General features: G+C 61.4%; 20 protein-coding genes. 14 read left to right on the top strand and 6 right to left on the bottom strand.

Translation table 11 applies throughout. From position 1 onward, the window contains the following. Positions 1 to 58 precede the first annotated feature (58 nt). Entirely contained in the window at positions 59 to 1840 is a 1782-nt protein-coding gene (locus ILT43_RS10615) for an AcrB/AcrD/AcrF family protein (RefSeq protein ID WP_425530302.1), read from the bottom strand. 471 nt (positions 1841 to 2311) lie between these two features. Here ILT43_RS10615 and ILT43_RS10610 point away from each other — a divergent pair, with 471 nt between their 5' ends. The 5 genes from ILT43_RS10610 (at position 2312) to ILT43_RS10590 (ending at position 6244) form a co-directional block, all read left to right on the top strand. Further along, the gene (locus tag ILT43_RS10610) at positions 2312 to 3364 is read left to right on the top strand and encodes an alpha/beta hydrolase (RefSeq protein WP_204198942.1); all 1053 of its coding nucleotides are present in this window, start codon (positions 2312 to 2314) and stop codon (positions 3362 to 3364) included. A 203-nt stretch (positions 3365 to 3567) separates the two neighbouring features. Continuing rightward, positions 3568 to 4209, top strand: a complete 642-nt coding sequence (locus ILT43_RS10605) for a CPBP family intramembrane glutamic endopeptidase (RefSeq protein ID WP_204198941.1) — start codon at positions 3568 to 3570, stop codon at positions 4207 to 4209. A 731-nt stretch (positions 4210 to 4940) separates the two neighbouring features. Next, on the top strand, positions 4941 to 5192 hold the full coding sequence (locus ILT43_RS10600) for a ribbon-helix-helix domain-containing protein (protein WP_204198940.1): 252 nt from the start codon (positions 4941 to 4943) through the stop codon (positions 5190 to 5192). 1 nt (position 5193) lies between these two features. Further along, a complete protein-coding gene (locus tag ILT43_RS10595; RefSeq protein WP_204198939.1) occupies positions 5194 to 5487 on the top strand; it encodes a type II toxin-antitoxin system RelE/ParE family toxin in 294 nt (97 codons plus the stop codon). 154 nt (positions 5488 to 5641) lie between these two features. Then, a complete protein-coding gene (locus ILT43_RS10590) occupies positions 5642 to 6244 on the top strand; it encodes a carbon-nitrogen hydrolase family protein (RefSeq protein WP_204198938.1) in 603 nt (200 codons plus the stop codon). A gap of 412 nt (positions 6245 to 6656) precedes the next feature. Here ILT43_RS10590 and ILT43_RS10585 read toward each other — a convergent pair whose 3' ends face one another. Then, a complete protein-coding gene (locus ILT43_RS10585) occupies positions 6657 to 7073 on the bottom strand; it encodes a hypothetical protein (RefSeq protein ID WP_204198937.1) in 417 nt (138 codons plus the stop codon). A gap of 246 nt (positions 7074 to 7319) precedes the next feature. On the opposite strand from ILT43_RS10585, the gene ILT43_RS10580 reads away from it, so the two are divergent. The 6 genes from ILT43_RS10580 (at position 7320) to ILT43_RS10555 (ending at position 10160) form a co-directional block, all read left to right on the top strand. Then, positions 7320 to 7511, top strand: a complete 192-nt coding sequence (locus ILT43_RS10580; RefSeq protein ID WP_204198936.1) for a hypothetical protein — start codon at positions 7320 to 7322, stop codon at positions 7509 to 7511. A 4-nt stretch (positions 7512 to 7515) separates the two neighbouring features. Next, positions 7516 to 7953, top strand: a complete 438-nt coding sequence (locus tag ILT43_RS10575) for a type II toxin-antitoxin system VapC family toxin (protein ID WP_204198935.1) — start codon at positions 7516 to 7518, stop codon at positions 7951 to 7953. Between the two features lie 113 nt (positions 7954 to 8066). Further along, positions 8067 to 8468 carry a GFA family protein gene (locus ILT43_RS10570; protein WP_211534455.1) on the top strand — a complete coding sequence of 134 codons (402 nt, stop codon included), beginning with the start codon at positions 8067 to 8069 and terminating at the stop codon, positions 8466 to 8468. Between the two features lie 168 nt (positions 8469 to 8636). Then, the gene (locus ILT43_RS10565; RefSeq protein WP_204198933.1) at positions 8637 to 9194 is read left to right on the top strand and encodes a nucleotidyltransferase family protein; all 558 of its coding nucleotides are present in this window, start codon (positions 8637 to 8639) and stop codon (positions 9192 to 9194) included. Between the two features lie 170 nt (positions 9195 to 9364). Further along, positions 9365 to 9961 (top strand): hypothetical protein, encoded by a 597-nt coding sequence (locus ILT43_RS10560; RefSeq protein ID WP_204198932.1) that lies wholly within the window; start codon positions 9365 to 9367, stop codon positions 9959 to 9961. A 55-nt stretch (positions 9962 to 10016) separates the two neighbouring features. Then, entirely contained in the window at positions 10017 to 10160 is a 144-nt protein-coding gene (locus ILT43_RS10555) for a hypothetical protein (protein ID WP_204198931.1), read from the top strand. A gap of 2 nt (positions 10161 to 10162) precedes the next feature. Here ILT43_RS10555 and ILT43_RS10550 read toward each other — a convergent pair whose 3' ends face one another. The 3 genes from ILT43_RS10550 to ILT43_RS10540 form a co-directional block, all read right to left on the bottom strand. Next, positions 10163 to 10987 carry a CPBP family intramembrane glutamic endopeptidase gene (locus ILT43_RS10550; RefSeq protein WP_204198930.1) on the bottom strand — a complete coding sequence of 275 codons (825 nt, stop codon included), beginning with the start codon at positions 10985 to 10987 and terminating at the stop codon, positions 10163 to 10165. A gap of 88 nt (positions 10988 to 11075) precedes the next feature. After that, positions 11076 to 11660 (bottom strand): hypothetical protein, encoded by a 585-nt coding sequence (locus ILT43_RS10545; protein WP_204198929.1) that lies wholly within the window; start codon positions 11658 to 11660, stop codon positions 11076 to 11078. Continuing rightward, entirely contained in the window at positions 11657 to 12085 is a 429-nt protein-coding gene (locus ILT43_RS10540; protein WP_204198928.1) for a PadR family transcriptional regulator, read from the bottom strand. The genes ILT43_RS10545 and ILT43_RS10540 overlap by 4 nt, the downstream gene beginning before the upstream one ends. Before the next feature lie 170 nt (positions 12086 to 12255). Between ILT43_RS10540 and ILT43_RS10535 the strand changes: the two genes are divergently transcribed. From ILT43_RS10535 to ILT43_RS10525, 3 genes are read left to right on the top strand one after another with little or no spacing between them, the layout of a single operon-like run. Then, a complete protein-coding gene (locus tag ILT43_RS10535) occupies positions 12256 to 12564 on the top strand; it encodes a PadR family transcriptional regulator (protein WP_204198927.1) in 309 nt (102 codons plus the stop codon). Further along, positions 12561 to 13139 carry a hypothetical protein gene (locus ILT43_RS10530; RefSeq protein ID WP_204198926.1) on the top strand — a complete coding sequence of 193 codons (579 nt, stop codon included), beginning with the start codon at positions 12561 to 12563 and terminating at the stop codon, positions 13137 to 13139. The genes ILT43_RS10535 and ILT43_RS10530 overlap by 4 nt, the downstream gene beginning before the upstream one ends. A gap of 9 nt (positions 13140 to 13148) precedes the next feature. Then, entirely contained in the window at positions 13149 to 13598 is a 450-nt protein-coding gene (locus tag ILT43_RS10525; RefSeq protein ID WP_204198925.1) for a hypothetical protein, read from the top strand. Between the two features lie 129 nt (positions 13599 to 13727). Here ILT43_RS10525 and ILT43_RS10520 read toward each other — a convergent pair whose 3' ends face one another. Further along, positions 13728 to 14507, bottom strand: coding sequence for an SDR family oxidoreductase (locus tag ILT43_RS10520; protein ID WP_204198924.1), 780 nt, complete (start codon positions 14505 to 14507; stop codon positions 13728 to 13730). Between the last annotated feature and the right edge of the window lie 55 nt (positions 14508 to 14562).

Genomic DNA, 14562 nt, shown 5'->3' with positions numbered 1-14562 from the left:
AAGCGTATACGGAGAAGTCGATGGTTAAGGGCGTCCCGAGGATGAAACGGATCGTTTCCTAGTCGATCCGGTACAGCCGGTAGGGCGACCCGCGCACCAACGGCACGGGCGTCAGCCAGTCGAACGTCCGCCCGTTCGCCAGCCGGTCGTAGAAGCCGCCGGGATTGCGCGCGCGATAGATCGTCGCCTCCGCCATGTTCGGACAGACCAGCAGCATCGTCGCACCGTGGCGCTTCATGATCGCACGCGCCTCCATCGGCGAGCGGCCGAAGGCATGCTGCACGTCGAGGATCGCGTCCCCGTTGCGGTGGTACGGGCCGGCGATGGCATCGTGATGCGTGACGACGATCAGGCGCGGGCCGAGATCGACGAACGTGAACAGCGTCGCTTTCGGAATGCGATCGAGCGTCATCAGCCGCGACGTGCGCAGGCACTCCCCCGTCGCGGCATTGACGCGGCGGGTGTATTTGGTCGGCCGGTCGATCGGCAGATACTGGATCGCGAGGCCGGCGAAGAGCCCCGACACGACCAGAAAGCCGATCACGGTGCCGAACACGCGCACCGGCATCAGGCGGTGGTTGAACAACCACGGCAGCAACAGCCACGCGAGCGCCACCGCACCCGGGATCGCCAGCAACTGCGCGGCGGGGCCGGCCCGTGCCTGCCAGAACAGCATCGCCACCGCGAACGCGCTGAACAGCGCGACCGCGGCCCAGCCGACCGCCTGCGGGCCGCGGCGGGCGCGCCACGCGGCGACGAACGCGCCGATCAGGCCGACCACGGGCAAGGCGACGATCGGGAAGGCGACGCGGAACGGGTGTTTGTAGATCGGCTTCGCCTCGCGGACATTGTCCAGCCAGTTGCGCGCCAGTTCGGGCGAGACGCCCTCTGGACGGCCGAGGCATTGCGGGAAGAAATGCACGAAACCTGCGGCGATCACCGCGCCGGCGGTCAGTGCCAGTCCGAGCCGGATACCCGCCGAACGCGGCGACACCAGCGCGAGCAGCAGCAGCAGCGCGCCCGCCGCGACGACGACGCTGAGCCAGACCGGCGTCAATGCGTCGCAGCGCATCGCGTAATTGGCGTTCGAGGCGAACAGCGCGAAGCCGATCCCGCCGCCGCCGCCCAGCGTCAGCGCGTAGACGGCCAGCCGCCGCGCCTCTCGCGCGTCCCATACCCAGCGCAGCGCGATGATCGCGCCGGCCATCGCCGCATAGGGCAGCAATTCCAGCCCGATCGCGAGCGACATCGCGCTGGCGAGGCCGACGAGCGCACCGCCGCGGGCCCCGCGATGATCGCCGAGGCCGGCGACGGTCACCGCGAGGCAGGCGAGCTGCCAGCCGTGGTGATCGATGCGTTCGGGCATGAACATCAGCATCGTCGCGGTCGCGCCGGTGACGAGGATGACGAGCGCCAGCGTCCACGCCATCGGCGCGACGAGACGGCGGACCATCGCCGACAGGGCGACGAACACGATCGACAGCGGCAGCAGCGGCGCGATGCCGCAAGCCAGCCGTTCGGCCCACGCGTTGCTGGTGAACTGGCGGAAGAACAGGATCAGGCCGGCGATCGGCAGGTCGACGATGCGGCTCCAGTGGATGTCGAAGCCGGCGGGCGGGTTCAGCCGGTACTGGCGAAGGTCGGACCAGTCCTGCCCCGCGAGCCACGCGCGCACCTGTGCAAGGCGCATATTGTCGTCGGTATCGCCCAGCGACAGCCAATGGATGCTGGTCCAGCGATGGAACACATACCATGCGGCGACGACCGCCCATGCCAGCAGCGCGAAGCCGAGCCAGCGCCGTTCGAGGTCCCGGACCAGCGGGCCGGATACGGGGAGGATGCCGGATTGCGGCCGCACCTGCCGGGACCGATCTTCATTGGCGATCAAGACGCTGCTTCCCCGAACCCTGTCCGCCCCCCGCGGTGTGGCCTGTCGCTCTAGGGAGTGTCCGGGCCGGGAGCAACGGGCGGCGGCGAGGTGTCGACGTGCGGCTGCGGGGCCGCGATGTTGCTTCTATCAGGCGGAATGCCCGTGATCGGCTATGTCCCGAAGCGCTCCATGGCGCACATTCAGGCTGCCGATCCGGGCTCCCGATCATGGTCGTCCGCTAAGTGCAACCTTTCCCATTTCTCCGTCCCCAATCGGCCATTTCGGGAAAGAGCAATCGGGAACAGATTTTTAGAAAACGAGGTGATCTCGATGGCTCTCGGAGCAATTGCTCGGGCCACTGTCCCGCCATTCCTGCGTTTTTGGGAAGCAGCGGCTTGCGGGAATAGCAGTCGCCATTAACCTGCATCCATCGCACCCCGGATGATTCTCAACCGCGGGTTGCGCCTTCAGAATTGGAGATCGGATTTGTCGCGCTTCCGGTTTGTCGGGCCGTCGCTCCTCGCACTTGGCCTCGCTGGAGCGGCCTGCGGCCAAGCCAGCAAGAACGACAGTTCGCCAGACAGGATTGAAGTTCCGAAGGTGGAACGAAAGGGCGTGTGGCAACCGACCGCTGGCGGCACGCAGGTGCCGTTATGGCCTGCGAACGTCGCTCTTGCGAAGCCGGACACCGGCGTTGAGGCCGAAGCAACGGGCAACGGCTCACCGCTTGTTGGTGGCAGGAAGTGGCACTGGGCGAGCTACGTCACCCGGCCGACCATGACCATCTACAAGCCAAACGGCCGTAATACCGGCGCGACGATGATGGTTCTGCCAGGCGGCGGCTTCTACGCGGTCGCGACCGACTTGGAAGGCACCGAGATCTGCGATTGGGTAGTCGAGCAGGGCATGACCTGCGTCATGCTGAAATACCGGACGCCGCAGGTATGGCCACAGGAAAACGGAAAGCAGCAGCGGCCTAAGGTGCTGTTGGGACTGGAAGACGCTCAGCGCGCAATGGGGCTACTGCGACAGCAGGCATCGACCCATGGGATCGATCCGCACAAGATCGGCGTGATTGGTTTCTCCGCAGGTGCTTATCTGGTAGCAAACATTAGTAACACCGAAGAGCGTACCTACCCGCTTGCTGATGCAGCAGATCGGCAATCTCCCCGACCCGACTTTGCGATTGTCGCCTATACGGCGCGTATGCTGGACAACAGCAAGAGCAGGAACAATCTCGAACTTAAGCCTTGGGTGAAGATCAGCCCCAAGGCACCCCCCACATTCATCATCCACGCAATGAACGATCCCGTCGACGATATCCGGGAGCCGATGGCTTACGCGCTGGCATTGAACGATGCTGGCGTGCCGGTTGATATGCGCCTGTACGCCAAGGGTGGTCATGCTTTCGGAATGCGGCCGACCGCTGATCCCATCACAAGGGAGTGGCCCGGCCAAGTCAAGCAGTGGCTGCAAAATATCGGCGTGCTGTAGGGCTGCTACCGATCACGACGGCGAGATAATGCTTCTCGTCAAACCAGAGTTTTCCCATTTCACCATCGATTCCGAGAACGCTCATGCCTTCTCGCCCGCCGTTCCTTTGCGAGAAAGACGCCTCGCGCCACGCATCGCGATTTTTTTGATGATTCACTATAGAAGCGCCATCTGGGAATTCCGGCAGGAGCGATATCAAAGACATGGTAGATATCGCGCTGGCAACGTTCCTGTTGATCGGCATCCCTATGCTGGTAGTGTGGCGGGAACGATCCGGTATTCGTCGCTCTCGTATCGCGCGTTATCGTTCCGCAATTTTGATGATCTCAGGCTGTCTGAGCATTTTGGCCTTACGATGGGCTTTCGCGAGAAGAAGTGCATCCTTATTAGGATTAGGACTTCCACCCACAAAGCTGGGATGGATTTGCCTGCTTGGCGCGGCGTTGCTTCTGGCAGTTCTAGCTGTAGCCGCCCGGCGCAAAGAGAACGTGAGCGCGGAAGACGCTGACGATCCGTTTCCGCAAACCACAGTCGAACGTGCCGCCTATATCCTGTTCGCATTTGCAGCGGGGTCGGGTTGGGAAATCCTATATAGGGGGTTCTTGCTGTGGTTCCTGACACCGTTAGTGGGAATCATTGCGGCCGTAGGAGTGGCAGCGCTTGCCTACGGCGTCGCACATGGTGTGAAAGATCGCCGGATGATGATGGCGAGCATCGCATCTGCTCTTGTCTTCACCACCGCTTTTTCGGTGACGCACGAACTTTGGTGGCTAATGCTCATCCACACAGGGTTGCCGCTGATCGCTTTGACAACGTCCCCGCGAGTGACGACTATAAACCCGTAAGTTCGACTTCCCGATTTACCATCCTTGTGAGAAAGCCCGCGCCGTCTCCCTCCCCTTCGTTTTCGGGAAGGCAGGTGACAGCCTGAAGCGGCCAATTGCGGCCGTTCGCCACAGCGAGCAGAGTGGGCGCATGGGCAGCAAACGAGAACTGACTACCGGCGAGCGGCGGCAAACTGGCTGCGGCTGTGCCATACTCGTAGCCTTGGCCGCTTTTGCCGCCCTTGGAACCGTGGAAGGGGCGATGTGTGAAACGACCACATTTGCGCGATCAATCTCGCCGAGCGGCTTTACAGAGGCTCGCGTCCAGATGACCGACTGTGGCGCGGTAAGTGGCTTTTCCCGCGTTGTCTGGGTTCAACCAAGAGGGCTGCCAAGCGACCGTTGGTTGTCCTGCCGAGCTGTGGCTTTTGATGGGATGCAGCCAATCGCTCTTAGCTGGACTGCTGATAGCCTGAGCGTTGCGAGTGCCGTTTCGAAAACCAGCGTCATCGCGGCAGCAAACGCATGCTACGGCTGGAAGATAGACTTACAACTTCAGCGATGAGTATGCGACGGATGTCCGCTTACCACCAAGCCGGCCATTCCCGAAATTCGATCCGTTGCGAGACGGCGAGCGCCTAGCGGGCGCGATTAAACCTTAGTTGCCGGGCGACATCCTTGCGGGCCCTACCGTTATGAATTATTATGAACCGCCTAAGGAGTCGAGTTCGACGATGGGTGAATATGCCAGAATGACCGTCGTGGTCCCCGAGCCGATGGCGGAGACGATCCATGCCGCCATCGCGGCGGGTGAATATGCGTCGGCGAGCGAAGTGGTGCGCGATGCGATGCGCCTGTGGAACGAGCGCCGCGCCTTTCGTGCGGAGGAATTGCGGCTGCTGCGCGACGCATGGGACAAGGGCAAGACCAGCGGTATTGCCGGTCCGCTCGACATGAAGGCAATTATCGCAGAGGCCCGAAGCGAAGCTGACGCCGCGCGCTGAGATGACCGCGATCGTCATATCGCGTCGCGCCCGCGAGGATTTCAAACGAATCTGGACCTACATCTCGCTGGATGACGATCGTGCTGCCGACAGGCTGCTGCTGGCGCTGGACGTCAAGATCGAAAGGTTACGGGATTTCCCCGGTATAGGCACGTCGCGCGACGATATCCGGCCAGGCGCCCGCACGCTTGTTCATGGAACCTATCTGATTCTCTACGAGCATGACGCCGACGCCGATCAGGTCGAGATTGTCGCGGTTGTCGAAGGAATGCGCGACCTCGACCGCCTGTTTTGAAGGCGACGTTGCCCAATAGACGGCACGGCTCCCAGCTATAGTCTCGTTTTACCATCCCATTGGGAAAGCCGCGACCGTCTCGCCGCAGCATCCCAGTCGGGAGGGTGCAATCATCATGGGTTCGTGTGCATCGGCTCCATGCTAGTCGAAGGTTATGCGAACAACCGTCAGGCCCGTTCATGTCGCTGCTGTTCAGATGCCGAACCGCCCCGGTGCTGTTGCCGAAAACCTTGGCAGGGCGGCGGAATTAGTCGCTCAAGCAGCCGGCACAGGCGCCGGGTTGGTCCTGCTGCCCGAGCTGATGGCCACCGGATACCGCATCGCGCCCGATATTTGGGAGACTGCCGAGCCGATCGGAGGTCGAGTATCCACATGGCTGTTCGCGATTGCCGAGCGCCACCGCATCCATGTCGGTACAACGATTTTGGAAGCGCAGGGCGCTGATTTCTACAATACCTTCCTGCTTGCCACTCCAGATGGCAAGCTTGCCGGTAGCGTCCGCAAGAGCGACCCGGCTTGGGTGGAAGCCCGCTACTATCGGGGTGAACCCGGTCCGCACATCATCGACACGGCGATCGGGCGGATCGGCATTGGTATCTGCTACGAAAACTACCGTGCCGAACACGTCCGGTCGCTTGCAGCATCCTCGATCGACCTGCTGCTGCAACCGACTGCGGCGGCTACCCCGCCCCCTGACTGGCCCGTTGGCCGGCGAGGCGCGGATGCCTTCAACACAATGTTGGAGACGCTGGCGTAGCGCCATGCCCTCATGCTTGGCGTCCCTGTCGTCATGGCGAACTTATGCGGCGCGTTGGCGTCACCCCTGCCGGGGAGGCTTGGTTCGCTGAACACCACGTTTCCCGACCTATCTTCGATCGTGGACGGGACGGGCAACACGGTAGCAAGGCTCGCGTCCAAGGAGGGCATCATCGACGGGACAGTCATGTTGGGCCATCGCGCTGGCAACGCCATCCCTTTGCCAGAAGGGGCGTGGTCGGTTCCTATGCCCTGGTACGCGCCGGTCTGGCCTATCGTTCAACGCCTCTCCGCACGGGCATATCAGCGGGATCGTTCGCGCAAAGAGTCCGCCTCTCGCCTATCTGGGTCGCAATCGACACTTCCCGATTGACCATCGAATTTCGGGAATGTCTGGGCCTGGTGGAAAGCCGTCAAACGGACGCGATTTCCGCATGATCGACGCCCGCCCGTTTCAGAATGTCCAATGCCCCGCGTGAAACAACCAATCGGAGATCATTCGCCATTCCAAAATCATCAGTCTCAGGTTGGCCGTGCACAACCAGCCAGTAAAATTGGGGCAACTCTCGTTCGCCATATCGATCTACGAACATTCCCGATCGGGTGATCTCGACGTCACCAAACGAAACGCCAGATAGCTCTGCCTTTTCAATCATTTGGCAAGCCGTATCAGTCACAACGAAACACGGCGTGCTTTCGATTATAGCGTCGCCGAGCCATCTGCTAAATTCATAGTTGAGTCGGGTGACGACTAGCTTACCTTTCTCCCAGTGAGTCTTCGAGTTTGGGCCGATGCCGCCTGCGACCTCTGGTTCGATATAAAAGAACATTGGACCTCCAACTGCTCAGATTAGCGATAAGCAATCTGTCAGCAACTGGAGCGCTTTCTGCCGATCCCGCCTTCCCGAAAAGGAACGATGATCGAGACGGCCGGCGCTGTCTCGCTTGGGACCCCTGTGGGAATGCCGGGCCGCCTATCATACGTTTTTGATCACGCTGTCTACCGGCCCCATCCCGGACGAGGGGAGTATGATCGGCCACTTGGAGCTTGGCGCGGGAAGGAGTATATTGCGGGTATGACGAAGCCCCATGCCACATCAACTAGTACGGTCGTTCGCGACACGAAGACAGGCCGGCTTGTCACGGTTCTAGGCGCCGGTGCGCTCAAGGGTTTGACGCTGAAGAAGGGCGTTGACCTGACCAAACCGATCGCCTCGCAAGCATTGAAAGGCGGCAAACCTCGCCGACTGACTGCGGCCAAGTCGTAATCGCTTGGCAGGCGTCCTTCTCGACACGCACACCCTCTATTGGCTTGTAACCGGCAACGATCCCCTCACAGAAGAGTCGTTGGTGGCGATCGGCGATAGCCAAGAGGCCGGTGCGCTTTTGGCGTCGCCGATAACGGCATGGGAACTGGCGGTCGCTTCGCAGAAAAACCGGGTGGCCGATCGTCCGCACCTTGGCGATGATGCGCCGGATCAGTGGTTTCGCGATGCTGTCGCGGTGACGCGAGCGCGGGTCGTGCCGATCCACCAGCGGATTGCCATAGAGGCAGCCAAGGTCGCCGTCGAAACCGGCCACAGAAACCCCGGTGACTGCTTTCTGATTGCGACAGCTCGGGTTCGGAAGGTGCCTTTGATCACGCGCGACGGAACGATCTGCGCAATATCAGCCGATCGGCCCGATTATCTGGCTGTCATCGTCTGCTGATCCACACGATGCCGCGATCGGCCCAGGCCCCTCGCCCGTCTCGATAGACGATCCCAATCGGGAAAAGCTGGGATGCTAGCGTCAGTCGTTCCATGTTGTGATATGGCTAAGCCATGAAAGCATCGTGCCAGTGCGGACAGCTTAAGGCCGAAGTCCCAGGCCCTACGATGGCGGTCGTCGCCTGCCACTGCTTGGCCTGTCAGAAGCGGTCCGGATCACCATTCGGTGAAGCCGCGTACTGGCCGCACGCCGAGGTCTTGATCGAGGGCGAGGCGAAGCAATTTGATCGTCCCACCGACCTCGGTGGAGTGTTTAGCCAGTTCTTCTGTCCGGACTGCGGCACTACTGTATATATGCGCGGGACGAAGAACCCCACCATGCCCGGGGTGCCGATCGGTCTGTTCGACGATGCCCACTCGATGCAGCCTATCCGATCGGTGTGGGAAGAAAGGCGCCACGCGTGGGTAGAGATACCGACGTCCGTTCAGCGTTTTGCGCGAGCTCGGATCGACTAACGGGCTGTTCGCCGTTGCCCTGGTGCCCCGTCTCTATCTCCGTTTCTCGATCCCAATGGGATTGGCTCGACCGTCTCGCTGGCCGTTCCTAATCGGGAGAGCAGCATCCCGGACGACCACGCGAATTCCACCGTTTCCTACGGCGGTCGGCAACGATAGCATTGCCGGATGGATGCTGCTTCACAGGTCATCGCGGTGTTGCGGGCCGATCCGATCCGCTGGCATCTTCTCGGCGTGGTTGGTGCCTTGAACCTGCCTGACGGTTGGATCAGCGCCGGTTTCGTCAGGAACGCTATCTGGGACCATCTTCACGGCCGCTCCCCCGCCGCGCCAGCGGGCGATGTCGATGTAATCTGGTACGATCCGCTCTGCCCCGATGCGGTGGAAGACAGAAAGCGTGAAGCGGCGCTGTGTGCCATAGAGCCGGGGATCGAATGGTCCGTTAAGAACCAAGCGAGAATGCACGATCGCAATAACGATCGGCCGTATTCCTCGGCAACTGACGCGATGCGATACTGGCCCGAGACGGCAACCACCGTAGCCGTTCGCCGCGTCGGCAAAGATGACTGCGAAGTGGCCGCCCCCTTGGGCCTAGGCGACCTGATGCGCCTTGTCCTGCGGCCCACTTCGCGCTTCGCTGGCGAGAAGCGCCACATCTACGAGGAACGAGTGCGATCAAAAGGTTGGCTGAATTCCTGGCCTCTTTTGCGGGAAGAGGCGAATTAGACAGCGTGCGGACGCCGGCATCGGCCCAATGCCGAAATTCCGGATCCAGCATCGTTTAAGGGAAGGGCGGAAAAACAGCTTTCGCCCTAATTCCCTTGAAGTTACTCTAGAACCCTTGAGGGCAGGCACGCTCGTGCGTAGGCGAAATGGTCATACAATCGGAGGGCATCATGGGGGAAGCCAAACGCAAGGCCGATGGTCTGAAGGGATTCCTCTCTAACCTGACCGCGGGCGCGAAGACGACCCACGATCTTACCCAACGCCTGCTTAATGGCCTGATCAAGCCGAAGGGCATGTACGGGGCTTGCTACCGAGTATCGATGCTTCTCAACCGCATCCTTGCGAAAGAATATGGTGTCGCGTCGACCGTCGTGTTGGGCTGGATTAACAATGGCGACGACATCTTCATTTCGCACGCTTGGCTGGAGACTGAGGGCAAGAAGACTGATTTGATGGCCGAGCGGCCAATGTACGAAAAGTCGAACCGTGGTCCGACGATCATCCTCGATCATGTCATCAAGGGCAGCAGCAACATTACCTACAGCTACCACCTCGACAAGACGCCAGCAGCGCTTGCCGTCGACACCAGGATGGCTGCGGACGACCCAGATTACCGGGATATGCTACGCGTCAAAGACGCTGAACACATCAGAATTGCAGCGGCGATCGAGTCGGACAGCGCAAAAGACGCCTTTCGCGACGAATGCGCTCACGGCTCAGGCGACGGCTACATCTATGCTCGCGTTCTGTCGGCGATCGGGAATTGAGGCGCCTTTGCGTCGGGATCCTACAGGCGGCCACTTCTATAATTCTAGGTCTACAATGCGGCTGCGCGATCCGGTCGCGCACTTCCCAGCGCAGCGCGACGGCGACTTGGTAAAGAATGGCGTGTGCGGTCAGTTCATCGCCGACAAGCTGGGCGTCGACGCCTCCACCCTGAGCGAGCATATGCGTGTCGCCCCATGATCTCACTGCGTACGAGCCGGTTTCGTGGATCGACGCCTGCGTGCTACCGCCAGCAGTGCAGCCGTTGCAGCGGTGGCAACAGCGAAATGCACCGTGCCCGCCTCGGCGGACCAGCGGCTGGTCCACAGGCGGTGGTCGAACGCGACGCCCCCAACGGCATTCACCAGCCCGTGCAGCCAGATGCACGGGATCAGGCTGCCTCCGCCGATGACCCATACCCGCGACATGCAAAACGACAGGCCGATGATTCCCGCGGTGTAGAGCGGGACATAGGTCAGGAAGGGAACCCCGCTCCGCCAGTCTCCGAACATGGCCATGATCGGCAGGTGCCACAGCGCCCAAATGACTCCGATGATAAGCGAGGCGCGCGCCTCGCCGCCCTGCTCCAGGAGGCGAGGCAACAAATAGCCGCGCCAGCCGCCTTCTTCACCCAGAGGTCCGGCGCCCATCAGCGCAGTCGCAAGACCGTTGAAAATCGAAACCGGGAAGGTGGTCAGGTAGAGGAGAACGACTGGCTGGCCATGCAGCCCTTCGAGGCGCGGCTCGTAGTCAAGGACGAACGTCAACAGGAGCAGCGCCAGAGGAAGCGGCAGCAGTGCAGCCGCGTAGGCACGCCAGCCGCACCGGGCGCGGACGAACCCGCGCAACCATTCCTTGAGCGATCCGACCGGCGACATAGCTGACAGCAGAGCCGCAGCAATGCCGGGGGCGAACGCCCCGGCATACACCGCCCCGACCATTCCCGTCGATGCGGTCGTCGTGGCCGGACGGCCTGTCACCAACCACGCGACGATCCAGATCGACCAACTCAATGCCAGCGTCAGCAAGACAAACGCCACCGCACCCGGCCGCGCACGGCCGGCTGTAAGATCAGCCATCACTATTCCTTGTTATGCAAGGTTTTCGCGTAAATGATTACCGTCGATGACGGAGAACTCGCAGGCCCATCGTCAAGGCGATGTAGAGCAACCCCGTCAGCAGCAGCGCGATCGGGATCGACCACCAGCCAAGCAGTTCCTGCGAACCGGCGGAGCGCACGACGATACCGGCACTGACCGTACCGTCGGCGTTACGGAACAGGCCGACATGCTCGCCCCACAGCGGTTTAAGGATGGCCATACCCGCAAAGATGGCGAGCAGCAGGTAGCCAAGACCGAAGCCAAGCGCGATTGCGGTGCGGCGCGAGCCGGCCAGGACGGAATGGGAAAGGCCGCGAGCGATCGTGGATGGGCTGTAGCTCCGCGTTCCACGCTCGATTAGCTGGTCGGCGATCAGTGGGCGGAGGTAGTGTGCGGGCTCTCCGAGACGGGACAGAGCCAGGTCCAGCCGCTCCAGTTCGCTGCCGCCCGATCCAGCCACCATGCTTTCCGCGACATGCGCCTCTAGCTCACCCCGCAACTCGGCCGTCTCGGAACCAGCGCGTGCAAGCATGCGACCCACCTCGGCAAAGTACGCATCCCAGCGACGTCGTGCGGCAGGATCAGCGAAAGCGGGGGTCATGCGGACTCTCCTGGCAGAAGACGATCGACGGAGGTGGCGAGCTTCGACCATGACGGGATCATTCCTCGCAAAAGCTGCCGGCCCTGGATCGTCAGGGTGTAGTATTTGCGTGGCGCACCGCCATCACCTCCGGCGAGGCGGGACGAGATCAACCCGTCCTTCGCCAAGCGCAGAAGGAGTGGGTAGAGAGTCCCTTCCGGCACGTCGATCGCAGCGCGCTTGGCAATGCCGGAGATCAGCTCGAAGCCGTATTGCTCCCGTTCACTGAGCGAAAGCAGGATGACGAACTCTAGTACGCCTTTGCGTAGCTGGACCTCCCATTTGCTGATCGCATCTCGCGAATCGTCTGATTGCCTTGTCATGCAAGGGTACTGGAGCAGCTTGGCTTGTAATGCAAGGGTACCGTGATCGTCGGACGGCCACATAACATATCGCGTCAACCGATCGGCACGGCAACGTTCTCGATTGCGGACCGCAAAGGAGAATGTCCTGACCTTCTCTCAGACGGTTCCTAATCGGGAATGGCCAGCAATTGCACCGACGGTTGTGATCGATCCCAGTTGACTGTCATTGTCTACATAGGTAGATATAGAGTATGGCACGGCGTCCTCATTCATCGAAGCAAGCGCACTCTGTCTTCGAGGCGTTAATCGCGCGGCCGGAAGCATGGCGGCACGGCTACGACCTGCTTCAGGAAACGCAGCTCAAATCCGGCACGCTATACCCGCTGCTGATGCGTCTGGCTGATGACGGACTACTTGAATCCGAGTGGTGTCCGCCTGTCCCCCCGGCCCGCGCTCCCCGCCATGCGTATCGGCTTACCCAAGCGGGTCGCGCCTTTGCTCGGTCAATGCTTGCCCCGATGAACGTCAACGGCCCCCTTTCGATCGGAGCAACGGCATGAATGCGTTCAGTCGCTCCCTCGCACTCATGCTCATCGGCTGGTGCGCTGCACTGCTTCCCGCCGATCGCGCATCGTGGGCGGCCGCGATGAAGGCCGAAGTGGATGTGATAGAAGACGGTAGTGCGGCGCTCTCGTTTGCGTTCGGATGCATCTGCGGCTCCATCAAGGACAGGACATTCACTTGGGCCTTCGCGGCGCGATCAGTGCAGTTTGCCACGATCGGCGGAATGGTGGCGCTCTCGCTGCTATCGGCAATGATAACGAAACGGATGATCGACGCCCACGCAGAGAGCGCGTTGATTTTCGGCCTGACGTCCGCCCTTTTCGGAGCAGCGGCAATGTGGAGCTACCTGCGGGGGCCGATAGCCGTGGTGCAAACCGCCTGTCTGGTGATCCCCATCTACATCTTGGCCTATGCCCTCGTATCGTCGGAGCAAGGCATGGCCAGCGGGTGGGTTAATGAACGACTGTATCAAGCCCTCGCGATCGAAGGCGTCGTCATCTGGGCTACCCTCCTGACGGCGGCTATCTTCATGCTTCGTGTCGAGGCCCTTCCGATTACTAAGCGGATGTGAGTTGAACCGATGAGAAACGGCTGGCTGGTCACGGCAGGGCTTTTGAGCGCCGCTGCATCATTATTGCATTTCGCCACGATCATCGGCGGTCCGGACCGGTATCGGTTCTTCGGAGCCGGAGAAGAGATGGCACGGGCAGCCGAGCGCGGCTCTGTGATGCCCGGCCTAGTCACCGCCGCGATTGCTACGATCCTGGCGGTATGGGCGTTGTACGCGTTCTCCGCCGTCGGCGTCGTTCGACGCCTGCCGCTAATACGGACCGCCTTGGTTCTCATCACGGGCGTCTATATGCTTCGCGGTTTAGCGCTCGTTCCGTTGCTCGCGTTCAAGCCGCAACTGGTCGATACTTTCGCCATCGTCAGCTCTCTCATTGTTCTCAGCTATGGCGTGACATACGCCGTAGGCACGTGGTTGGCGTGGCCGACGCTCCGTTCACCCGCATCTTCCCATCCGGCATAGAGGCTTGCCGTCGGTCGACGGACGTTCTCAAAATATCCATTCGACAGGTTTCGGGAAAGCCGGCGCGTTCCCTTTTCCCGATCGGCGGGAAAGGCTGACGGGCGTGATCGACCACGCCCGTCGCCGCTGTTAGCCGGGTGAAGCAGCAGAACCGGCGAGTAGCCCACCGTCGATGCTCACCTCCGTGCCGGTGACGTAAGTCGCTTCATCCGAAGCTAGCATTACCGCAATCGCCGCGACTTCGTCGGGCATCCCGAACCGCTTGAGCGGCGTATCCGCAACGAACGCCCGCATCTTGGCGTCCCGATCGGGACGATTGCCAAGCATCGGCTCCCAGATCGACGTGAGGATAGCGGCCGGGTGGACCGAGTTGCAGCGTATCTTCCAACCCTGTTGCGCGCAGTAGAGCGCGACTGTCTTACTGTGGTTGCGGATCGCCGCTTTGGACGAGGCATAAGCCGCAGCGCCGGGGATGCCGACCAGCCCCGAGCGGGAGGATATGTTGATGATCGAACCCGCCCCCGCAGTCTTCATCGCGCCGATCGCGTAGCGACAACCAAGGAACGTCCCGTCGAGGTTGACCCGGTGAACCTCGCGCCAATCCGCGAGGCTGGCGTGTTCCGGGTCGTGCGGAGCCATGCCGGCTTCGAATCCCGTCACGCCAGCATTGTTGACCATCACGTCGGCTACGGGAATGACGCCGGCTAACCGCCGCCAGTCGGATTCCTCGCGCACATCGAGCGGTTCGAACCGACACCCGATTTCAGCAGCCGTTTCCGCTCCTTTCGCCTCGTCAATGTCGGTGACGATGACCATGGCACCTTCGTCATGGAAACGGGCTGCGATTGCGCGCCCGATGCCACGCGCAGCGCCAGTGACGACGCACGTCTTGTTATTCAGTCTTTGCATGATGTTCTCGAAAACAGAGTCCAGGCGGCGGATTACTCCGCTGGCGTATGCTTTG

Origin of the sequence: Sphingomonas longa (assembly GCF_016892685.1) — a bacterium.
GTDB lineage: Bacteria > Pseudomonadota > Alphaproteobacteria > Sphingomonadales > Sphingomonadaceae > Sphingomonas > Sphingomonas longa.
The sequence above is the reverse complement of the archived record's forward strand: the minus strand, read 5'-3'. Positions and strand labels throughout refer to the sequence as shown.